This is a genomic window from Methanolapillus ohkumae, from assembly GCF_032594355.1.
Taxonomy (GTDB): Archaea; Halobacteriota; Methanosarcinia; order Methanosarcinales; family Methanosarcinaceae; genus Methanolapillus; species Methanolapillus ohkumae.
Genome location: NZ_CP131061.1, coordinates 1,497,164 through 1,518,747 on the forward strand (window position 1 = coordinate 1,497,164; position 21,584 = coordinate 1,518,747).

Consider the following 21,584-nt stretch of genomic DNA (forward strand, 5'->3'; position numbering starts at 1 on the left):
GCGGCGGCGGCGCAAAAAATAAAATTTAAAAATTTGCAACAACAAAAAGATAAGAAAAAATAAGAAAAAGATAAGAAAAATAAGAAAAAGAATTGCTTTATTCCATGAATAAAGCAATCTGTTGTTTTTGATGTGAATATTATTTATTTTAGAATTTGTATTGCCGTTTCTTTCTGTATTGCATCAGGAAGTATGCGGATGCGGCCAAAAGGGCAATGACGACAACGGCAACAATGACATACCAAATCCAAGAGACTTTGTTTCCGCCGTCATCCGGCTTCTCGGTGTCGGTTTCGTTGGGCACGGATGGATCGGATTCATTGTCGGCCGGACTGGGTTGAGTCGGCGTCCCGGTACTTGTTCCCAAAACCGAGAGTGCCGGGTTGCTTGAACTGGAATTCAAAGCCACAGTGTAAACGACGGCCTGGCTTGTTCCGGCACGGTAGCCTGTGTCTTTTGTCAATGTCGGGTAACCGGACGATGTGTCAAAGACTTGGTCGGCGGTAATTCCGGCTGCGTCCGTGCTTGAAATCGGATATTTGCCGGTTCCTCTATAAAGACCGACCAAATTGTTACCGGTGCTTTGAACGGTTGCGTTTTCCTCGCCAAAGTCCACACTCTTAGGGTCCTTGTTTCCGACAATCACGTTGTTTCCTAAAACCGCATGTCCGCGGGAAACATTTAAGCCGCCGCCGGCGGATTGGTTGGTCCCGTTTCCATTGGCGGTGTTGTTGGTCAGAACGGTTTTGGTCATGTCGGTCGAACCATCATTCCAAGCCGCGATTGCGCCGCCAAAGAGTTTTGCGGTGTTGTTAATCGCGGTACAGGAAGTGATGGTCGCGTTTCCGATGTTAAAGACCGCACCACCATATCCGGCACTGTTGTTGTCAAAGGTACAGGTGTCCAACGTCGCCGTCGCGTTGCTTCCGATGTGGACGGCGCCGCCGTCATCCCCGGCTTTGTTGTTGGAAAAAATCGAATAGCGGATGGTTCCATGGGATCCGGAATCCAGCAAAATCGCACCGCCGGAGCCGACGGATTTTTCGCTGTCAAAAAGACAGTTGTCCACATTTACGGTCCCCAATGCGTAAATACTGCCCCCTTTTAAGCCGCTGTTATTTGCAAAGGTACAATACTTAAAAGTCAGAAGGGTTCCGGCCGCGCCGTTGATGGTTGAGCCGACATCGCTCACGGTGTTGCTGTTGAAATTGACGGCGTTTGCGTCAAATTCTCCTTTGACCACTTGGATGGTGTTGTTTTTTGCGGTGTGCGCCTCAACAACGCCGTTGGACATGGTGACGGTTCCGTTTTTAATATAGAACGCGCCGCCTTCCGTGATGGCGGAGTTTTTATAAACCGTTGTCGACCGCATGGTCACATTTCCACCGTCCAAATAAAGGGCGCCGCCATTGACGGCTTTATTTCTTTGAAGGGTACAGGATTCTAACGTCACATTGGCTTTTCCGGTGACCAAAAGAGCGCCACCGTTTCCGGTCGTCGTGGAACCGTTTTCAATGTTGATGCGGTTAAAAGTCACATTTCCGGCGGAGATGTTAAAGACCCCCATTTCCTGAGTAGCCGAACTGTTGCTCCGTCCGATAATGACATTGGCATTGTTTCCGGAAATCGTTAAGTCCTTCGCAATCGGAATTTCTCCGTAAATAATGTTCACGGCGGAAATATTGCTTGCAAATGTGATGGTGTCTCCGGACACTGATTTTTCAACGGCCTGGCGGAAGGTGAAATTGGCGCTGTCCGTGATGTTGGTATTTTTCGCGGTGTCTCCCGGTGTGGTGACCACCCATTCTTGCGCGCCGGCGATGCCAATCAGCAAAAGCATGGCGAAGAGGAAAATCATCGTGATTTTTGTCATTTTTGAATAATTCATAGTCTGTCACTCTTTTTTTGAATCAGAATTACTTTCTTTTCAACAGGCAAGAAGCCCGATTATATCAATAATTCCTTCAAAGATATATAAAATATTTGAAAATAAAAAATGTTATCAGTCTGATAACAATGCGTCAAGACAAACAATATCCGACAAAAGATTTAAACATTTTTTAGAAAATCTGCCTTATTATTTAAATCATAAAAAATAAAAGCCGGACAAAAAATATTGAAAGATGAAAATAAAAATCTGAAAATAAAAATGCAACAAAAAATAAACACAACAAAAAACAGTCCGTCCTTTTTGTTGATTTTTCCAAAAATGTGTTGCGATAACGCGCGGCGGCGGCGCTTAAAATAAAATAAAAAACAAAACAAAAAATAAAAGAATAAATCGACAAGAAATAAAAAAATGAATATTGAATAAAATGAATGTTGGATAAAATATGAAAAATGAAAAACAGCTTAACCGTTATTTATTTCCGGCTGCCGTTTTTTCGATGATATCTAACACTTTTTCAAAATTATTTTTCCATTCGGAATTTTGGGTCATCCATTCAATCATTTTTCCGCTTTCCTGCGCCTTTGAAAATTCAGGATCCATTGGAAGCCGCGCTAAAATTTCCGTGTGGAAATCTTGGGCGGCTTTGGCAAGTCCACCTTCGCTAAAAAGAATAATTTTTTCGTCGCAGTGTGGACAGATGATTCCGTCCATGTTGCTGACAATTCCAACCGGTTTGACATTTAACTTCTGAAGGAAGGTCAGAGATTTTCGAACGCTGGTGAGTGCGATGTCTTGCGGGATGGTCACGACGATTGCCCCGTTGAGGTTTTGAAGAAGCTGCATGATTCCAAGCGGCTCGTCTCCGGTTCCGGGCGGCAGGTCAATGATTAAGTAATCCAAATTTCCCCAGGCGACATCTTCAAAAAACTGGCGGATTGCGCTGGTTTTTGCAGGCCCGCGCCAAATGACCGGCGTGTCGTCGTCCGGCAAAAGAAGACCGATGGATATGACTCCCAAGTTGAGATTTTCCGCCGGCCGTGCCGGAATAAGTTTGTCGCCCGCTGTGGTTAAATCTTCTCCGGAAATTCCAAAAAGCATCGGGATGCTGGGACCGTGAAAGTCACAGTCCGCCAAACCGACATGGTTTCCGCGAAGCGCCAAACCGGTTGCAAGCGCCGCGGCAACCGTACTTTTTCCGACGCCGCCTTTTCCGCTCATGACGACAAATATATTTTTGACAAGCGCCAAATTTTCATGGAGCTTGTCTTCCTTTTCTTTTCCGGCCGGGTCCGGTTTTTTTTGAACAACATGAAGAGGGTCCGCCATTTTCTTTCTCCGTCATTTTAAATGTATGAAATGAAATAAAAACAAAAATAGAAAAGAACTTGAATTTTTAAACGGATTAGATTTCCTGAATCAATGAAACAGAATCGCAATCCGGATATTTGGAACAGTTGACGCAGTCCGCCCAGATTTTCCAGGGAAGTTCTTCCCGGTTAATTTCATCAAATCCTTTTTTCTTGAAAAACAGGGGACTGCTTGTCAGAACGAAAAGGCGGTTGAGTCCGACGGTTTTGGCATCTTTGATGCACGCGTTGAGAAGTTGTGTTCCGATTCCTTGATGCGTGCGTCCGCGAACGACCGCAAAAGAGACGACTTCTCCTAAGTCTTCCCAATCCGGATGGATACCGCAGCACCCAATGATTTTTCCATTTTCTTCACAAACCATAAAGTCACGAATCGTCGTGTATAGACTGTCTAAGGACCGCGGAAGCATACATCCTTCCGACGCATAAGAATTGATAAGCGCTTTGATTTCAAAAACGTCGCTCATTTTGGCTTTCCGAATCATTTCCTGACCTGCCTTTTTTGGTTTTTGTTCATTGAGTTTTGAATTTTACATAAATTAATGGAGGTATTAAAATCTCCAGTTGATTTTGAATTTAAGCGGGCGTGGGAGGATTCGAACCCCCGGCCTGCAGCTTAGGAGGCTGCTGCCATATCCGGACTAGGCCACACGCCCGAAAGAAACAATTTCAAAAGCACAAGCACATTCTGATTAAAATATATTCCGATGCGGTTATGAATAAATGAATTGTAAACATATTGTTCAGATGTTGACACAATAAAAATAAATACTATTTCATTTATTGTATACCTTAAATTTAGACCAGGTTTACATATTACAAAAAACTTAAACGGACAAAACGAAAAACGAGTCTTCCCAATCAATTTTCAAAACATTGATTTTCCAAATCAATTTCGAAATATTTATTTTTCAAAATTTTCAAAACAATTTATTCCAAATCTTACAACAATTTCATAAAAAAACAGATTCATAAAAACAATTTCATAAAAACAGATGTCAGTTTATCACAACGGTGAAAAAATGGATTCTTCGGAAGATATTAATCTTAAAATTAAAAAAATGGTTTTAGCTGCTCTTTTTGCGGCATTGATTGCGGTTGGCGCTTATATTTCCATTCCGATTACACCCATATCGATTGTCCCGATCACGCTTCAGACTTTTTTTGTCGTGCTGACACCGATTGTTCTTGGAAAAAAATGGGGAACCATCAGTGTTTTTGTCTATCTGCTTGTCGGACTTATCGGTTTTCCGGTGTTCAGCGAAGGACGCAGCGGAATCGGCGTCCTTTTCGGACCGACCGGCGGCTATTTGATTTCTTTTTTGATTGTTGCCTACGTCGTCGGCTTTTTGTATGAAAAATCCAACAAAAAACCGTTCAGCGTTTTTTGGATTGCGCTTTTCGGATGCCTGATTACATTATTTATCGGCTCCTTGTTCATGGCATTGACCCTTCATTTGTCTTTGGAAAAAGCTTTCCTCATCGGATGTTTGCCGTTTTTGCTCGGCGGACTTTTAAAGACCATCGCCATTGTTTTTGTCGCGCCGGGACTCGCAAACAAAGTCAATTTGAACACAACCTATCCGAACCCAAATGAAGATTTAGACGCAAGCGATTCAGATCAGGTAACCATTACACCCGAGGGATGAAATTGATTGAATCTGTGAACGAAAATTCTGGACCGATGAGCGAAAACGCTGAATCCATGAATGAAAATTCGGAACCGGTGAGCGAGAATGCGGAGCAAACAAAAGAAATCGCGTTTGAAGCTGTCAATCTGTCGTTTCAATACCCGGATGGAACCGTTATTTTAAAAAATATCGATCTTAAAATTTACAAAGGTGAATTTACAATCATCGCCGGCCCCAATGGTTCCGGAAAATCTACATTCGCGCTTCATCTAAACGGCCTTTTAAAACCGACATCGGGAAAACTTCTTGTTTTTGGAAAAGATACAAAAAAACACAAAAACGTATCCGCGATTCATAAAGAAGTCGGAATCGTTTTTCAAAATCCTTACACGCAATTTGTCGGAAATACGGTTTCGGAAGACGTTGCGTTTGGTCCCGAAAATTTAGGATTTTCGCGCGGGGAAATCAAAACTCGGGTGGATGCCGCCCTTTCAGCCGTTCGGATGACCGACCTTTCCGCCAAAGACCCGTCGTCGCTCAGCGGCGGAGAAGCACAGGCGGCGGCAATTGCCGGAATTTTGGCAATGGGAACCGAATGCATTGTGTTTGATGAAATCACCTCTATGCTGGACCACAACGCCACCGGCCGGGTTTTAAATTTGATTCAAGAACTTCGGGAACGGAAAAAAACCGTCATTTACATCAGCCACGAACCCAAAGACATTCTGAGCGCGGACCGCATTATTGTTTTGGACAAAGGGTCCGTGACGTTTGACGGAAAAACGGAATGCTATTTGAAGTCCGGAATATACCCGCTTCCGGATTTGGTTCAACTCATGAAATTGCTCCAAGAAACCGGCGCGGATGTTTCGGAGGCCGTTGCGTCCCCTCAGGAGGCCGCCGATGAAATCCGAAAATGGATGGATAAAAATTCTCAAAAATAATAAAAATAATAGAAATAATGAAAATGACAAAAACAGATATAGCCAACTAAAAATAATAAACGGACACCTCTATTTAAAAACAATTCATAAAAAACATGCCTCTGTTTTTTAAATATTTTAAAAAATTGCTGCCATAACGAACGGCGGCGGCATCAATATAAAAAACAAATGAAAAAATACCGCAAATAAATACAGCGAATAAAAATCGCAGCAATAAAAATCGAAGCAATAAGAATCGAAGCAGAGGAAATAGCGGCATAGAATATGGTATACAAAAAATTTTTAACTTACGAATCCGGAAAATCTCTTTTTCATAAATTGGACCCCCGGACGAAAATCATTGCGCTGATGGTCATCAGCCTGATCATCTTCAGCCAACGCTTTTTCAGTGGGCTTATTTTTATTTCCATTTTGCTTTTGATTTGCGTTTTTGTCTCCCGAGTTCCTTTCCGGAAATTGATTTTGTCCGTAAAACCCATGTTCTTTTTCATCTTCCTGGTTTTTTTACTTCATTTTTTGTTTACAAGCGATCCATTTGCGTTTCACCCGTTTTATGACATCCGTCCGGCGGAATTGATGGCCTCCGGCCATAATATTTATGTCAATCCGGATATGCCGCTGACGGTCTCTGTCGTTGCCGCGCCGGTTGTTACATTCCGATTCTTGTCCCCCAGTTTTTACAGTTTCTTTACCGGTCTTGGTGTTGCGCTCAAATTCTTGCTGTTGATTTTGTTTGCGGCTTTGATGACCGCCACCACGAAAGAATCCGACATTATTCAGGGAATCGACAAATTGGTCCGCCCGCTTCTTCCCAAAAAAACAGGTTTGACCTCTCACGATTTGGCAGTGATGATTTTTCTGTCCATTCGATTCATTCCGCTTCTGATTACGACCGGAGAGCAAATCACAACATCGGCATCTTCGCGTGGTTTTGAAATCAAAAAACATCCGGTCAGGTACATCAGAATTCTGTCGGCGGGACTCGTGTCATCCATTATTCGTTTTTCCGACGATGTCTCGTTTGCCATGGAAAACCGCGGATACACCGGCACCCGGCGCACCTACATGAATGAATTGAAAATGAAACCCAAGGATGCCGTCTTTTTGACGATCTTTGCCGTCATTTGTTTTTTGTTTTTCGCGTTTGCGATTCTGTTTTTCATTTATTCCGCCGGATATATGTAACGCCATGACCGGATACAATGGGTGATGTATCGGTATACAGATAATTTTATATTGTAATTTATATATTAGTATGTTGTCGGAAACATTTTATAGAACGAAACATTAGTATCTTTAAGATACTTTGTTTGAGTTCTTATTTTAATCAAACCGGCCGTCATAAATCGTGAATCGTGTTTTGACCGCTGATCGATTTTTGGTTTTTAGTTTTTAACCGGTTCGATTTTTGGTTTGATTTGTATCGCCTATTGATTTCGATTTTGTCAATCCTACTCGTTTTTTAAAAATCGAAAACATACGTTAATTCAAATATTATGAATTCAATCTCATCCCTTTAATATTTCAAGTTCAAAAGTACTCAGGAGTCAAAAAATGCTTCAAATTGAAGATTTATATGTGGATGTTGCGGGGCGTCCGCTGCTTAAAAATGTGAATTTGGTCGTCGAAAAAGGAGACACCAACATTTTGTTTGGTCCAAATGGCGCGGGAAAATCCGCGCTTCTTTCAACGATTATGGGATTTTCCAATTACAAAGTCACATCCGGCCGAATTTACTTTAAAGGAAAAGATATCACGGACGCGCCGGTCAATGAACGGTCCAAAATGGGCATCGGAATAATGTCCCAGCGTCCGCCAAATATTGTCGGCGTCAAACTCAAAGAACTGCTGGAAATCGAATCGCAGGAGAAATCTATAGATATTGACAAAATGGCGGAATCCATCGATATGGCCCGCTTTTTGAATCGTGACATCAACGTCGGCTTTTCCGGCGGCGAAATCAAGCGGTCGGAACTTCTCCAACTCCGGGTTCAAAAACCCGATTTTTACTTGTTGGACGAGCCGGAATCGGGAGTGGACCCGGTGAATATGGCGCAGGTGGGAACGACCATTCAAAGAATGTTGTGTGCTCAGGGGGATTGCCGCGCCAACCCAAAAATCCGGAGCTCGGCATTGATTATTACCCACACGGGAGAAATTCTGAATTATTTGGACGCGGATAAAGCGTACATTTTGTGCAATGGAACCATCATGTGTTCCGGAAATCCGAACCGGTTGTTGAGCGAAATTAAATCAAAAGGGTATGAGGAGTGTATCCGATGCAAACTGGCAAATCCGATCAATCTGTAAAAAGTGTGAAAAACACAAAAAAAGAAAAGACGGACGACGTGATCGTTCGTCAGTCTTTGGACAAAGAGGCCATGTACGGCACGTTTGTAGACATGAAAACGTTTCAAATTCCGGATGAGTCCATTCGCGTAAATAAATTAACGGATTTGGATGACGTGGTCAAAAAGTCGCTGGTGAGTGCCGGAATTGCGCCGGACGGCAAAAACAAAAGCGGCAGCTTTTTGATGTACAACAACACGGTTTCCCATCACTCAACCGCGGTGGATGGTTTGGAACTCATGCCACTTAAGGACGCTTTTAAAAAATACGACTGGCTGGCGGAATACTCTTGGAAATTGGTGAGTCCGGAGGCGGACAAATACACGGCTCAGAGTTATTTGGAAGACTCGGACGGCTATTTTATCCGGGCGCTGGCCGGCAAAAAAATTCAATTTCCGATTCAATCTTGTCTGATGATTGGTTCTGAAAAGACGATGCAGACGGTTCACAATATTATTATCATTGAGGAAAATGCCGAATTGGAAGTGATTACCGGGTGTGTGACGCATGACGACATCAAGCGTGCGCTGCACATTGGTGTCACGGAGATGTACATTCAAAAAGGCGCGAAGCTGACGTTTAGCATGATCCATAATTGGGAGGAGGAAGTGGAAGTCCGTCCGCGCACGGGAATTCAAATTGAAGAGAATGGGCAATTGGTCAACAATTATGTTTGTTTAAAGCCGGCTCGTTCTATTCAGACGAATCCGACCGCCCGTTTGGTCGGGGAAGGCGCAAAAGCCTTTTTCAACACGATTGCCGTTGCCCACCCGAATTCTGTTTTGGATATGGGCAGCCGTGTTTTCTTGGACGCGCCCCGGACGAAAACCGAAATTATTTCCCGGACGATTACGCTGGGCGGCGAAATGATTTCGCGTGGCGACATTATCGGAAACGCGCCGGAAGTTTATGGTCATTTGGAATGTAATGGTTTGGTTCTGAATGAGAAAGGAAAGCAGCGCGCGATTCCCGCGCTTGAGGCGAACGCGATGAATGTGGAAATGACGCACGAGGCGGCAATCGGCCGGATTGCCCGCGACCAAGTGGAATACCTCATGTCCCGGGGCCTGGAAGAAGGCGAGGCGACCGGTCTTATTGTGCGCGGATTTTTGAGCGCCGGCATTGAGGGCATTCCGGATGAACTCAAAGCGGAAATTGCCGACATTGTCAAAAAGACGGAAAACGCTTCTTAATTCTCCAAAAAATTCAGGGACTGAAAAATTTTTGAGTGAATTATCGGATTTGCCAAACGTGGGCAAAGTTTTGGAACGAAATCTGCGGCAAGCCGGCATTGAGACGCCGGAGCAACTCAAAAGAGCGGGTGCAAAGGAGGCTTTCCTTCGCATCCGCCTCCATGCTGACCCGGACGCCTGCTTGCATATGCTTTACGGCATTCAGGGAGCGATTGATGGTGTCCCGGACAAGCTTTTGCCGGACGATATCCGGCAACAATTAAAAGCATTTTACAAAACGTTATAATTTTTAAAATTAAAAAATTAAAAAATTAAAACAATTTCAAACTTTAATTATTCTCAAAAAACAATTCTTCAAAATCAATAAAAAAAGCCGGCATTCCTGCCGGCTTTTTCATTTTTCATTCCGTTTTTAAAAATGAATCCCCAAGTTCATTTTTTTGATGAATCGTTTTTTCGTTTTTGTTTTTTGAAAAATATTGATTGGATAATAATGGATGATGAAAATCATTTATTTCTTATATTTTTTCTTTTTTTCCTTTTCCAATTCTTCCTGCTGCCTTAAATAATCAGCTTTGATTTCTTCGGGCGTTCGGACAATATCTGTTTTTCCGATAAATCTTTCAAAAGCGGTCGCGTTTGTGAAAACTTCTTCCCGCGTTCCTTTTTGATTAATCATCAGCCCGACAAAAATCAGGGCAAGACCCAAAATATCGTTCACGGTCGGAATTAGAAAAATACCGATTAATACGAACGTCGACGCGATAATCCCTTTTAACGCGCCTTTGCGGTAAGAAAAGTAACCGGTCCGCCGAAAAATCCGAAGGTCGCGGTAAGTCAAATACAAAATCGCCACATACGCAAAAATGCCGATGACGATATACATTGTGATTAAGTCAAAACCTGCCATTTTTATTCTCCGATTTTTGTTTTTTACATTTTTTATTAGTTTTTTCGTCTCTTTGAAAATAAAATAAAAGAATACAAAGAAAATAGAAAAATAGAAAAGTAAATATGTAAAAGACATATAAAACCGTATTTAAAAAAACAAAATAAAAAATCAAAACAAAAAACCAAAACTAAAATAATCAAAATAAAAAATCAAAACTAAAATAATCAAACATTTCAATTTTCATTTCATTTTTATTTTTCAATTTTTTCTGTTTTTCAATAAACGAGTGTGAAAAGACGTGGACATTTCCGCCGGTTGGTATTTGCTGCTTGTTGTTTTATTGGCTTTTTCCGCCTTTTTTTCGTCAGCGGAAACTTCTTTTTCCTCCATTCACAAAATCCGTTTTAAAACAATGGCGGAAGAAGGAAATGACAAAGCGAAACGTGTGCTAAAAATCACCGACGACTACGATAAATTTATTTCCACCGTCCTCATCGGAAACAATTTGGTCAACATTGCGGCAGCCACGGTTGCAGCCATCATTTTCGGGCAACTGTTTCCCGAAGAAATCGCGGCGGCGGTGTCGACGGTTGTTATGACGCTGCTCGTTTTGACGTTTGGCGAAATTTTGCCCAAGAGCTTTGCCAAAGCCAATGCGGACAGCCTGGCGGTAAAATTCGTGGTTCCGGTGGAAGCCATTTCCATTCTTCTGTCGCCCTTTGTTTTCGTTTTTGCCAAAATGGCATCCTTTGCGGGACGGTCCGGCAAAAATGAGATGAAGCAGCCGACGGTTACGGAAGAAGAACTCAAATACATTATCGAATCCATTGAAGAAGAAGGTGTCATCGGGGAGCTCGAAAGCGAACTCATCCAATCCGCGATGGATTTTGACGCGACCGAAGTTCAAGAAGTCATGGTCCCCCGCGTGGACGTGGTGGCGCTCAATGTCGATGACAGTCAAGAAGCCATCATGAAACAAATCGTTGAAAAGGGATACTCGCGAATGCCGGTGTACGAAAACAACATTGACAGCATCATCGGCGTGGTTCACGTCCGGGATGTTTTAATAGAATGGGCAAATGCCCGGCCGGCCAGCTTGCGGGAATTGATGAAACCCTGCAAATTTGTCTACAAAACCATGAAAATCGAGCCGCTTCTTCATGAGTTCAGCCAATCCAAAACGCATTTTGCGGTGGTGGTGGACGATTACGGCGGAACCAGCGGTATTGTGACGATGGAAGATGTTTTAGAAGAATTGGTCGGCGAAATTTGGGACGAAACCGATGAAATCGTGAATGACATCGTGAAACTCGAAGATGGCACGTATGAAGTCAGCGGCAATTGCAACATTTACGACCTTTTGGAACATTTGGACGTGGATGAGAAAAATTTCGATTGTGACTACAACACCGCCGGCGGATGGACGCTGGAAGTCTTTGAACGGATTCCCGAAGTCGGCGAAAGCTTCGATTACAAAAACCTTCAAGTTACGATTCTGGAAGTCGACGACCAGCGGGTGACGAAATTAAAAATTAAAAAAACAAATTCGGCAGAAACGGAAAATATAAATTAATGGTTTTTTCGTTTTAGTCCTCGGTGGCGACCACGTGCGTTACAGCAACAACTTTGTCCTCTCGTGTGAAAAACCGGCAGGACGGATTATTTGAGACAATTGCTAAATTGCTAAATTTTTTATTTTCGTTTTATTCATAAAAAAGAACGTTTTCCCGTAATTGGTTTTCCGCCTCTCCTTCTTTGTTTTATAAACATGCATCTGGCAACCTATATATAGAAGTTCTAACATTAATTTATCCTGAATCATCTTCATCACCAATGCTTGATATTGATTTTCAATTCATGATTCTTACAATGAATCTTATGTAATATTTTTATGTAATATTCTTATGTAATATTTTACTCTTTCAAAAATCAGGAGGATTTACATTTGTCTGGACAAACAGGACAACCGATTTTTATATTAAGTGAAGGAAGCAGAAGAACCCGCGGTTCCGACGCTCAAAACAACAACATTATGGCCGCAAAAGCCGTTGCGGAAGCCGTCCGCACAACCCTCGGCCCCAAAGGCATGGACAAAATGCTGGTCGATTCCATGGGCGATGTCATCATTACCAACGACGGTGCCGCCATCCTTCGGGAAATGGACATTGAGCACCCGGCCGCGAAAATGATTGTCGAAATCTCCAAAACACAAGATGCCGAAGTCGGAGACGGAACCACAACCGCCGCCGTTTTGGCCGGAGAACTTCTCGCGAACGCCGAATCCCTTCTGGACGAAGGAATCCACCCGACCATTATCTCCGCCGGCTACCGGATGGCCGCCGAAAAAGCGCAAGAGATTGTCAAATCCATCGCGATTGATGTGTCCGTCGACGACGTGGAAACCTTGACCAAAATCGCCGCGACCGCCGTCACCGGAAAAGGCGCGGAATCCCACAAAGACAAGTTATCCGACTTAACCGTCCAAGCCGTCCGCTCGATTGTGAAGAAAGACGCGAGCGGCAAAATGGTGGCCGACACCGACAAAATCAAAATCGAAAAGCGCTCCGGCGGAAGCATCGGAGACTCCGAATTGATTGACGGTGTCATCATTGACAAAGAACGTGTTCACCCGAACATGCCCAGCCGCATCGAAAACGCGAAAGTTTTGCTTCTCAGTGCCGCGATCGAATACAAAAAGACGGAAGCCAAATCTGAAATCAAGATTACATCTCCGGACCAAATGCTCGGCTTTATCGAACAAGAAGAAGCCATGCTCAAAGAAATGATTAAAAAAGTCATTGACTCCGGCGCAAATGTTGTATTTTCCCAAAAAGGAATCGACGACCTCGCCCAGTATTACCTTGCGAAAGCCGGCATTTTGGCCGCCCGTAGAATCAAGAAAAGCGATATGGATCGCTTGTCCGAAGCCACCAACGCCAAAGTCATCATGACGATTGACGAAATCACAAAAGCCGACCTTGGAACCTGCGGCCTTGTGGAAGAACGTGAAACCTCGGGCTCTAAAATGATTTATGTTACCAAGTGCCCGGGCACCAAGAGTGTTTCCATTTTCCTGCGCGGCGGAACCGAACACGTTGTTGACGCGCTCGACCGTGCGATGGAAGACGCGATTCGCGTGGTCGGCGTTGCCATCGAGGACCAAAAAGTGGTTGTCGGCGGCGGCTCCCCGGAAATTGAAATTTCCCTCCGGCTCCAGGAATTTGCGTCCACACTTTCCGGACGGGAGCAGTTGGCGGTTTCTAAGTTTGCCGAATCCATGGAAATCATTCCGCAAACCCTTGCCGAAAATGCCGGCCTTGACCCGATTAATATGCTGGCCGAAATGAAATCCGCGCATGAGAAAGGCAACAAAAATGCCGGCTTAAACGTTTACAAAGGAAAGGTTGAGGACATGTACAAAAACAATGTCTTAGAACCGCTCCGGATTAAGACGCAAGCGATTAACGCCGCGACCGAAGCCACCATCATGATTCTTCGAATCGACGACGTCATCGCATCCTCCCGGGCAGCTCCGATGCCGCCGGGCGGAATGGGTGGAATGGGCGGCCCAATGATGTAAAAAACAAAATCAGAACGTAAAAATCAAAACAAAATAAAAACATAAAATAAAAATAGATGAATTTTAAAAAATAGATTCACTCCAAAAAAAGTAAGCGGGCGGTTTTACCGCCCGCTTTTTTTATCGATTTTTTCATCTTTCAAAGATGTTTCTTTTTTCAAATTCATTTCTTTCTCATGACGAAATACCAATAAGCAATTCCGCCAATGATGAGAAGTACCAAAATACCGCCGATTATCCAAATCCAATGGTTTCCGCCGGATTCCAGGCCGGAACCGCTTCCGTTGCCGGAAACATTATTGTTTTGGTTTTGGCCGGTTTGACCGCCGTTTTGATTATTTTGTTCGCCGTTTGAACTTCCGATTTGCGGCGGTTCGCTTGAAACATTTCGGCCTCCGGTGATTCTCACGTTTTCACCGCCAAACCCGCCGCTTGAACCGATTTCGTTAACCGTCAAAGCTGCGGCATCGGATTCAATAGAAACACCAATTCCGGTACCGGTTACCTGAACTTTAAACAAATAACCATCCATATCCAGCGTTGACGTGAAGCTCAAAACAGCATTTATTCCATCCGGTGTCCATTCTTGGAAGACTCCGCGGCCATCGTCATAGAACCATTTGTAATTAAATCCGCTGACATCCGTTGTTTCAAAGGTTGCCGTCACTTGTTCTTTAACTGTGACATCCATCGGATTTTCAAAAACCATCAGCGAAGCAGATTCCGAAGACGTGACGATTCCTTCATCCGAATTTACAACAACTCTATATTCTCCGGCATCGCCGCTTGTCGTTGTCATTGAAAGGGTTGCTTCGTCTTTGCCGGAAATGTCTTCAAAAATTCCCGAATTGTTTTTCTGCCATTGGAAAGAGAAAACGGTCGGCAGCGTTCCCGTCACAGAAAAAGTGGCTTGTTCTCCAATAAAAGCAATCGTGTCTGTTGGATTTGAAACAACGGTCAGCGAAGCAGATTCCGAAGACGCGACGATTCCTTCATCCGATTTTTTGACAACAACTCTATATTCTCCGGCATCGCCGCTTGTGACATCAGAAATCGTATATGAATTTGTTGTCCCGCCGATTCCGGTTGTCACATTAGCCCAACTTACAGAAGTGTTTTTCTGCCATTGGTAAGAGAGACCGGTTGGCGACGGTTCCGTCACAGGTGAAATCGAAAAAGTTGCTGTCTTGCCAACAAAAGCAACCGTATTCGCAGGGTTTTTAAGAACCGTCAATGTGAACGTATTAGACCCATCCCATTTTTCAGAAGTCGGATCAATCACATTTACATAATAGTTCCCGTTCGTAGATTTATTGCCGGTCAATGCAAATTGTGAACCACCAGAGAAGATAGGAGAGGACGTATCTACCCTATACCACTTATAATCCAATTCATTCGTGCCGCCGGATTCTCCGGTTGCTTCCACTGAAAAAGTGGCCACCTGTCCGTCAAAAACAATCTGGTTTTTAGGTTGAGTTGTAATTTTTGTTGCGGGCCGGACAGTCAATTTGGCCGGGCCGATGAAATAAGATTCCCCGCCTTTCGTGATACGGCATTGATATTGATTTCCATTCATGTTGGTTTTGACATCATTTAACTCCAAAGAAGAGGAGGTTTTCCCGTCAATCACCATAAATACATTACCGGGATTCGGTCCTTTCTTATACCATTGGTAAGAGTCCGCAGGTGAAATTCCGCTGTTCCATGTAAAAAATTGTCCTTCAAAGGCAGTTGCGTCGGGAAGTCCGGTTCCAAATCCTTTTCCGTCCACTTGGTACAAATACAAGAAGCCATTCTCATCCGTTTTTGACTTAAAGGAAACATCAGTTACTTCATTGTTTGTCAAGGAATACAAAGAATTTGCTGTCAACCCTTCGATTTTCTTTTGAAACACAGGGTTTCCGGCACTGTTGTTGATTTTATTATCAGCTTCTATATCAGAATATCCCTGAATATTTGCAAAATTGTTGGACGTTCCCGGTGTGTAAATGCTTCCGCCATCAATGATAATCTTTGAAAATCCGTCGTTTCCGGGTGTTAACCCGCCGCCACCTTTTCCGCCGCCAATTGCGTAACCGCCGGATGAGGTGACTTTTATGGTTCCGCCTTTTATTGTCATTTCTGTAATACTGCCACCGCTGCCGCCGCCGAAGACGCCGCCATCACCACCCGTTGCTGTAATCTGTGCTGAATTCGATACTGTCATTTCTGTAATACTGCCACCACTGTTACCGCCGCCGCCGCCGCCGCCGCCGATGCCGCTGCCGCCGCCGCCGCCGAAGACGGTGCTGCCACTACCGTTACCACCCGTTGCTGTAATCTGTGCTGAACCCGATACTATCATTTCTGTAATACTACCGCCGCCAATGCCGCTGCCACCGCCACCGCCAATGCCGCTGCCACCGCCGTTGCCTTCGCCAACGCTGTCGCCGCCTATTGCTTCAATTTTTACAAAACCCGCAATAATTATTGTACCGGCAGATTCTCCGGCTTTTCCGCCGATTCCGGCACTTCCCGGACCGCCGTAAACTTTCAAATGGTTGGAATCTTTTACAGATTCATTGGCGGTAATTGTCAAAAATTGATCGGTACCGACATGGATTCCGGTTAAACTGAAAGTGGCATTAATTTCGTTGTTGCCTTCCACAAAAAGAGTTGTGCCTTCGGCACCGTCGATGTCAATTCCATGTTTTCCGGAAGGCGCAGTGATGTTTAAATTTTGGATTGTTAAATTTAACGGTGCTGTTCGCGTCGCTGCTTCAATATTCGTATTTGCCAAATTCACGCCGTCACCGACAATTTTTAAATTGGTAATATTGACAGGAATAGTGATTGTTCCGCAGCCCCAGCCCGTGCTTGTCAAACTTAAAGTATGACCATTGGGTTGGCTGGATGTATCCCATCCAGATAATATGTTATTTGCCTCAGTTGCGTTATTTGCCTGTGCTTCTGCTGCGAACGCCACGCTTGGGACAAATACGAAAAAAATCGCCAAGGCGATAAGGATAATAAAAAATAGATTTGATGATTTTTCTTTATTCCGATTCATTTCAGATTCCCGATTTTGATTTTTTGGTTTTTATTTATGATTGGATTTTATAAAACTTTTACCTGATTATGTTTTTTATTTCGGATCAAATGATTTTAATGTAGCAACCGATAAACATTATATATCAATCATGAATTATTATAAACTTTATTGATTTAATTAAACAGAAGATATATAATTGTTTTTTAATAAAAATTGATTTGGTCTTGTGAATTTTTAAAAAAGAAGAAAAATAAAAAAAAATAAATGCGATACATGAAAAATAAAAAAAAAAATTTCAATCTCAGTTGCCTGAATTGAAAAATCTGATTTACTGTTTTGCAAGTTGTTTATTTATTTATTCAGTTATTTTGTTTATTTCAGTTATTTTGTTTATTTTGTTATTTTTGTTTATTTTTGTTTATTTTGTTTATTTTGTTTTTTTCCGTTTTTTTTATGATTCTTCGATCTCGTCGGGATCATTCATGGAAATGACTTGGCATTCACATTTGTTTCCCGCCATCCTTTCGATTACCTTTTTGACACAATCCGTACAGTAAGTCATGATTTCTTCCAAGGAACATTCGGCATCAATTCCGGCCGCGCCGCTGTGGCCGCCGCCGGTTCCATTATACTTGTCGCCGATTTCTTCCATGATTTTTCCAAGATTCACGCCGGTCGCAATCATGTCCCGCTTGGCACGCCCGCTGACACGCACACTTTTGTTGTCCTTCGTCGAGCCGACAAAAGCCACATCCGCTCCGATATTGGTGAGCATGGACGCGGCGGCGCCGCCGTAAGAACTGACATATGTGGTCGCAATCAAACGCTCATCCACACGCTCCAACTTGCACCGCATGGCCGCTTTGAGCATGGCAATCCGGATGGAAATATCTTGCGGCGTTGCCGCCATCAATTCCAACGCGTCATAATAATCCACATTGCTCTGGATCATGATTTCGGACAACGTCTGAAAAGTACCGGAATTCGCGTGTTTTAAATGACCGGTATCCGTAATGATTCCGGTAATCATCGCAAGTCCCATCTTTTCAGAAATCGGTAAGCCCGCCCGGTTTAACATCCGAAAGATGATTTCGACGTTGGACGTCGATTCTTCGTGAATGAAAAACTTGGCGTCTTCCAAAAGCGCAATGGTCGCGTGGTGGTCAATGAGGCAATACTTGTCCAGCTTCATGTCGTTGAGTTGACCACGGGTGGACGTATCCAAGACAACGGTAATGTCGTAGTCTTTCGGGTCGGGGCAAAGAACAACCGGAATGTCCAGCTTGTCAATTAAGTTGCTTGCGACCCGGTTGCATTCATCCACAATACCAATCGTTCCGCCGATTGCTTCCGCCAACGTAAAAGCGCTTCCAATCGCGTCCGGATCCGCGTTTCTGTGACAAACGTAAAGAATGTTTCGATAATCTAAAAGGCGACCCAAAAATTCAGTGTCTGTAACCCTCATAGATGTCACGGCTGTTTAGTTAGAGCCATCGGGTTCAATCATACTTTGGAGCTGCTCTTGAAGTTGCTTAAACCGGGAATTGAGACGTTCTTCCTGGCGTTCGATGGATTGAACGCGCAAAGAAAGCGTTTCTTTTTTCTCGGTTAAGGAATCCAAAAGTGATTTTTTGTCCGTCCGAACCATTAATTCGCCGACGGACTTGTAAACAACAGCATCATCCGCCGCTTTATTCAGTTCTTCCATCGCCATTTCCGTTTCTTTAATCATGACATCGGTTTGGGACTTTTGCATCGCAAGCGTTTGAGCCTGCTGTTGAACTTGTTGAATTTGTGCAACTTGGTTTTGCACCTGAGGAGATATTTCTGAACTCATAGTTAGGTTTCACCTGAAAAAACATAAGGGAACTGAAAGATTTTAATTGTTTCTACTCAAAAAAAAGAAAGGTGTTTTTAAAAAAACAAATATAATGATAGCTGCGTTAAAAAATTAAAAATTAGAAATTACCGTTTGGTTTTTTCAAAAAAAATAAAATTTGTTGCCGTAACGCACGCGGCGGCGCGGCACAAACCATAACAAAAACAAAATATGAAAAAATGAAAAACGAAAAGGAAGCGAGATACATTTTTTTATGCAAGTTCCGGCGCGTTTCTGATTTTATCCATCAGGCTGTTCACATAATCGGCCAACGCAAACATTTTTTCTTTGGACGGTGATTCCGAAACACCGGCAATCGCTTCTTTCGCACGGTTTAAGTAGGCTTCCGCTTCCAGGATTGTCTTTTTGGCGGCCTCGGCAAACGGCATCGTCCGGAGGTGAATCGAAAAGAGACTGTCCGACAAAACCCCCGACTCCTTGTCTTTGTAAAGCCCGAAATCTTCCAAAAGGTCGTCGACAATTTGGTACGCCATTCCGAATTCATAACCGTACGTTCCAAACGCTTCGATCGCGTCTTCGTCATTCGAATGCGCAATTCGGGATCCGATTTTGGCGCTGATTTCAAAAAGGGCGGCGGTTTTTTTGTAAATGCATTCCAAATATTCTTCCGCTTTCATTTCCCCGCGCTTAATGCTCGCGTCAATGATTTCGCCTTCGGAGAGTAAGACGCCCGAGTGCCCGAAATCAAAAACCACTTGCGGATTGTAGATAGAAATCCATTCGATGGACTTCGCGATCAAAAAGTCGCCGCACAAAATCGCCGCGGTCAGTCCGTATTTTTCATGAATGGTGGGTTGGTTGCGCCGCATGGTTCCGGCATCCAAAATATCGTCATGCGCAAGAGATGCCGTGTGAATCGCTTCGACAGCAAGGCACGCGTTTGTGGTGGATTTAAAGTCCCCGCCGGCCGCGCCGCAGGACAGCATAATAACAAGCGGGCGAAGTTTTTTTCCGCCGGTGTTAAAAATGTATCCGGTCACTTTCGTGAGCGCCGGCGAAGAAGATATGCTTGCGAGCGACTCCGTGATGGCATTAATAAAATGCTTGTATTCATCCCATTCTTCAATTTTCATACTAACCCTTCAATAAACATAAAGCATAAGCAACCAACATCAAAACAGTTGTTTGTTTTACTTTTTCAAAGTAAAAAGATAGATTTTATTCATCATTGAATTATATATTTGTTTTGAATAATAACTGGGTCAAAATAATTCTAATTTCCTGACAAAAGAACATTCTTTTCGAGATACTGCTTTTTGTGTTCCCTGATAAATAAATCTGATGATTGAATTTGTATTTTTATCATTTTTTCAGAATCAATGTTTTTTCATTTATTTTTAAAAAAATATAAATGAAAAAATATATATATTATAGACTTAATAATAAATTGTATGCATCATTCGCTGATGAAGTCTTTCATCTCTTAAAATATGTACTAAATTTGAATGTTGCATAAAAAACAGGTAAAAATAGGTGAAAAATGATGAAACGAAAATTAATTAAAAACACAGCACTTTTGGTTAGCACTATTAACTTTCAGCATGGTTTTTATTCCTGCTGTAAATGCACAAGCTGATAACGCAAGAAATGAAGCTTTAGAACAAGAACTTGAATATTTAAGAAACAATTCCGAAATATTAATAGAAACTTCCCATGAAAAAATTATCCGGTTTAATACAGAAGACGGATATTTCATGTACGGCATTGCATGGCGGGACATGGAAAATCCAAACCGAGTCTATTTTGCAACGGCAACTGAAGAAGAAATGGAATCAAATGGATTTTTTGATGCCATGTCTAATGTAAATTCTGATGCAAATAATATTTCTATATTGGCTTATTCCGGTTTTGGAAATGGAAGTTATGCAGAAACATATGGAAACTCCATTACGGGTGGAATTCATGTTTACTTTTCACCAGATGATGCTGAATTAGCTGCCTCGGGAAGCGTTGCCATTTTAACTATAGCCGGAGGTGCAATCGCATTAGCTGCTCCTGTAGCCGGACAAGTAATTGGTCCTCTTCTTGTCATTCTTGCAGGATGTATTGAATTATATTATACAGTAGCTAAAAATTCAGATGATAGTTTAGATATAAACATTCCTTATGTTGCCCTTGCATTTATGGCCAGCGGACTTCCTGATGCAAGCGCTTTCATTACAATTGGAACTATTAATTATTTCTTTAATGATTAATGGACTTTGACGATTGATTGTTTTTCAATCAATCGTTTCAATTTTTGGAGGGGACCGAAAAATGAAAAACAAAAGAAAAACCTACCTTGCTTTAAGTCTGTTTTGCATTTTACTTGTGTTCATCATAAGCCTTGGGATTTATGCGTCGATTCTGCCCAAAGATTGGGCAATATTTTTAAGTTATATTGCAACTCTTGCCGCTATTTTCTTCGGGCTTTTTGTTATAAAAGAAAAACCTCAAAACTGGAGAATTGCGCTCTTCCTTTCCTTTGCTCTTATATTTGTTTATATGGTGATCTGGTATTATGGACGGAAAAATATCTATTGGATTCAAACGGAAATATTCGGCATATCCATCTGGATTTGGGCAAATATTTTAACCAGTTTTGTATTGGTGATTTTGTTTGTATTTATTGCCCTTTATATCGATAAAATTGTCAACAAAATCAAAAAACCAAAAAGCTCTTCCTGAAAAAAAGAGTTTTTCTTATTTTTTAGTTTCCTGTATTCATTTTTTTATTTTGTTTCTTGTTTTTTAGTTTTTTGTATTCATATTCTTGTTTTTTTAAATTCGGTTCTTTTTTCAAAAATCAGTTTCACCGCGCGTTCAG

Annotated in this window: 18 protein-coding genes and 1 tRNA gene; 10 read left to right on the forward strand and 9 right to left on the reverse strand. The window is 42.7% G+C overall.

The features are described 5' to 3' along the window. Window positions 1-148 precede the first annotated feature (148 nt). The 4 genes from MsAm2_RS06530 to MsAm2_RS06545 all read right to left on the reverse strand — a co-directional run bounded on the left by MsAm2_RS06530 (window position 149) and on the right by MsAm2_RS06545 (window position 3,914). Window positions 149-1,888, reverse strand: coding sequence for a right-handed parallel beta-helix repeat-containing protein (locus tag MsAm2_RS06530; RefSeq protein ID WP_338097452.1), 1,740 nt, complete (start codon window positions 1,886-1,888; stop codon window positions 149-151). Window positions 1,889-2,359: 471 nt separating this feature from the next. After that, on the reverse strand, window positions 2,360-3,217 hold the full coding sequence (locus MsAm2_RS06535; protein WP_338097453.1) for an Mrp/NBP35 family ATP-binding protein: 858 nt from the start codon (window positions 3,215-3,217) through the stop codon (window positions 2,360-2,362). Between the two features lie 76 nt (window positions 3,218-3,293). Continuing rightward, on the reverse strand, window positions 3,294-3,743 hold the full coding sequence (locus tag MsAm2_RS06540; protein WP_338097454.1) for an N-acetyltransferase: 450 nt from the start codon (window positions 3,741-3,743) through the stop codon (window positions 3,294-3,296). A 96-nt stretch (window positions 3,744-3,839) separates the two neighbouring features. Then, window positions 3,840-3,914 (reverse strand) — tRNA-Arg (locus MsAm2_RS06545). Between the two features lie 366 nt (window positions 3,915-4,280). Here MsAm2_RS06545 and MsAm2_RS06550 point away from each other — a divergent pair. The 6 genes from MsAm2_RS06550 (at window position 4,281) to MsAm2_RS06575 (ending at window position 9,661) form a co-directional block, all read left to right on the forward strand. Beyond that, window positions 4,281-4,907, forward strand: coding sequence for a biotin transporter BioY (locus MsAm2_RS06550; RefSeq protein ID WP_338097455.1), 627 nt, complete (start codon window positions 4,281-4,283; stop codon window positions 4,905-4,907). Window positions 4,908-4,942: 35 nt separating this feature from the next. Beyond that, entirely contained in the window at window positions 4,943-5,833 is an 891-nt protein-coding gene (locus tag MsAm2_RS06555; protein ID WP_338097456.1) for an ATP-binding cassette domain-containing protein, read from the forward strand. Between the two features lie 264 nt (window positions 5,834-6,097). Then, window positions 6,098-7,018 carry an energy-coupling factor transporter transmembrane component T family protein gene (locus tag MsAm2_RS06560; protein WP_338097457.1) on the forward strand — a complete coding sequence of 307 codons (921 nt, stop codon included), beginning with the start codon at window positions 6,098-6,100 and terminating at the stop codon, window positions 7,016-7,018. A 369-nt stretch (window positions 7,019-7,387) separates the two neighbouring features. Next, on the forward strand, window positions 7,388-8,143 hold the full coding sequence (locus tag MsAm2_RS06565) for an ABC transporter ATP-binding protein (protein WP_338097458.1): 756 nt from the start codon (window positions 7,388-7,390) through the stop codon (window positions 8,141-8,143). Further along, the gene (locus tag MsAm2_RS06570) at window positions 8,113-9,375 is read left to right on the forward strand and encodes a SufB/SufD family protein (protein ID WP_338097459.1); all 1,263 of its coding nucleotides are present in this window, start codon (window positions 8,113-8,115) and stop codon (window positions 9,373-9,375) included. The genes MsAm2_RS06565 and MsAm2_RS06570 overlap by 31 nt, the downstream gene beginning before the upstream one ends. Before the next feature lie 31 nt (window positions 9,376-9,406). Continuing rightward, window positions 9,407-9,661: a TfoX/Sxy family protein gene (locus MsAm2_RS06575; protein WP_338097460.1), complete on the forward strand. Its 255-nt coding sequence runs from the start codon at window positions 9,407-9,409 to the stop codon at window positions 9,659-9,661. 225 nt (window positions 9,662-9,886) lie between these two features. Here the strand turns inward: MsAm2_RS06575 and MsAm2_RS06580 are convergent, their stop codons facing one another. Then, entirely contained in the window at window positions 9,887-10,285 is a 399-nt protein-coding gene (locus tag MsAm2_RS06580) for a hypothetical protein (RefSeq protein ID WP_338097461.1), read from the reverse strand. A gap of 280 nt (window positions 10,286-10,565) precedes the next feature. Here MsAm2_RS06580 and MsAm2_RS06585 point away from each other — a divergent pair, with 280 nt between their 5' ends. Further along, window positions 10,566-11,840 (forward strand): hemolysin family protein, encoded by a 1,275-nt coding sequence (locus MsAm2_RS06585; protein WP_338097462.1) that lies wholly within the window; start codon window positions 10,566-10,568, stop codon window positions 11,838-11,840. 372 nt (window positions 11,841-12,212) lie between these two features. Further along, window positions 12,213-13,847 (forward strand): thermosome subunit alpha, encoded by a 1,635-nt coding sequence (gene thsA / locus MsAm2_RS06590; RefSeq protein ID WP_338097463.1) that lies wholly within the window; start codon window positions 12,213-12,215, stop codon window positions 13,845-13,847. Window positions 13,848-14,010: 163 nt separating this feature from the next. Here the strand turns inward: thsA and MsAm2_RS06595 are convergent, their stop codons facing one another. The 4 genes from MsAm2_RS06595 to MsAm2_RS06610 all read right to left on the reverse strand — a co-directional run bounded on the left by MsAm2_RS06595 (window position 14,011) and on the right by MsAm2_RS06610 (window position 19,851). Continuing rightward, window positions 14,011-16,896 carry an immunoglobulin domain-containing protein gene (locus MsAm2_RS06595; protein WP_338097464.1) on the reverse strand — a complete coding sequence of 962 codons (2,886 nt, stop codon included), beginning with the start codon at window positions 16,894-16,896 and terminating at the stop codon, window positions 14,011-14,013. Between the two features lie 433 nt (window positions 16,897-17,329). Beyond that, complete coding sequence (locus MsAm2_RS06600; protein ID WP_338097465.1) at window positions 17,330-18,343, reverse strand: DHH family phosphoesterase; 1,014 nt, start codon at window positions 18,341-18,343, stop codon at window positions 17,330-17,332. Between the two features lie 15 nt (window positions 18,344-18,358). Continuing rightward, complete coding sequence (locus MsAm2_RS06605) at window positions 18,359-18,715, reverse strand: prefoldin subunit beta (protein WP_338097466.1); 357 nt, start codon at window positions 18,713-18,715, stop codon at window positions 18,359-18,361. A 254-nt stretch (window positions 18,716-18,969) separates the two neighbouring features. Continuing rightward, window positions 18,970-19,851: a polyprenyl synthetase family protein gene (locus tag MsAm2_RS06610; RefSeq protein WP_338097467.1), complete on the reverse strand. Its 882-nt coding sequence runs from the start codon at window positions 19,849-19,851 to the stop codon at window positions 18,970-18,972. A 468-nt stretch (window positions 19,852-20,319) separates the two neighbouring features. Between MsAm2_RS06610 and MsAm2_RS06615 the strand changes: the two genes are divergently transcribed. Continuing rightward, a complete protein-coding gene (locus MsAm2_RS06615) occupies window positions 20,320-20,973 on the forward strand; it encodes a hypothetical protein (RefSeq protein ID WP_338097468.1) in 654 nt (217 codons plus the stop codon). A 61-nt stretch (window positions 20,974-21,034) separates the two neighbouring features. Then, the gene (locus tag MsAm2_RS06620) at window positions 21,035-21,445 is read left to right on the forward strand and encodes a hypothetical protein (protein ID WP_338097469.1); all 411 of its coding nucleotides are present in this window, start codon (window positions 21,035-21,037) and stop codon (window positions 21,443-21,445) included. Window positions 21,446-21,584: the final 139 nt, after the last annotated feature.

Coding starts and splice junctions, on each gene's coding strand:
- MsAm2_RS06600 (WP_338097465.1), bottom strand. CDS start 18,343: ATGAGGGTTACAGACACTGAATTTTTGGGTCGCCTTTTAGATTATCGA.
- MsAm2_RS06615 (WP_338097468.1), top strand. CDS start 20,320: ATGGTTTTTATTCCTGCTGTAAATGCACAAGCTGATAACGCAAGAAAT.
- MsAm2_RS06620 (WP_338097469.1), top strand. CDS start 21,035: ATGAAAAACAAAAGAAAAACCTACCTTGCTTTAAGTCTGTTTTGCATT.
- MsAm2_RS06605 (WP_338097466.1), bottom strand. CDS start 18,715: ATGAGTTCAGAAATATCTCCTCAGGTGCAAAACCAAGTTGCACAAATT.
- MsAm2_RS06610 (WP_338097467.1), bottom strand. CDS start 19,851: ATGAAAATTGAAGAATGGGATGAATACAAGCATTTTATTAATGCCATC.
- MsAm2_RS06570 (WP_338097459.1), top strand. CDS start 8,113: ATGCAAACTGGCAAATCCGATCAATCTGTAAAAAGTGTGAAAAACACA.
- MsAm2_RS06550 (WP_338097455.1), top strand. CDS start 4,281: ATGGATTCTTCGGAAGATATTAATCTTAAAATTAAAAAAATGGTTTTA.
- MsAm2_RS06565 (WP_338097458.1), top strand. CDS start 7,388: ATGCTTCAAATTGAAGATTTATATGTGGATGTTGCGGGGCGTCCGCTG.
- MsAm2_RS06555 (WP_338097456.1), top strand. CDS start 4,943: ATGAGCGAAAACGCTGAATCCATGAATGAAAATTCGGAACCGGTGAGC.
- MsAm2_RS06560 (WP_338097457.1), top strand. CDS start 6,098: ATGGTATACAAAAAATTTTTAACTTACGAATCCGGAAAATCTCTTTTT.
- MsAm2_RS06530 (WP_338097452.1), bottom strand. CDS start 1,888: ATGAATTATTCAAAAATGACAAAAATCACGATGATTTTCCTCTTCGCC.
- MsAm2_RS06595 (WP_338097464.1), bottom strand. CDS start 16,896: ATGAATCGGAATAAAGAAAAATCATCAAATCTATTTTTTATTATCCTT.
- MsAm2_RS06580 (WP_338097461.1), bottom strand. CDS start 10,285: ATGGCAGGTTTTGACTTAATCACAATGTATATCGTCATCGGCATTTTT.
- MsAm2_RS06540 (WP_338097454.1), bottom strand. CDS start 3,743: ATGATTCGGAAAGCCAAAATGAGCGACGTTTTTGAAATCAAAGCGCTT.
- MsAm2_RS06535 (WP_338097453.1), bottom strand. CDS start 3,217: ATGGCGGACCCTCTTCATGTTGTTCAAAAAAAACCGGACCCGGCCGGA.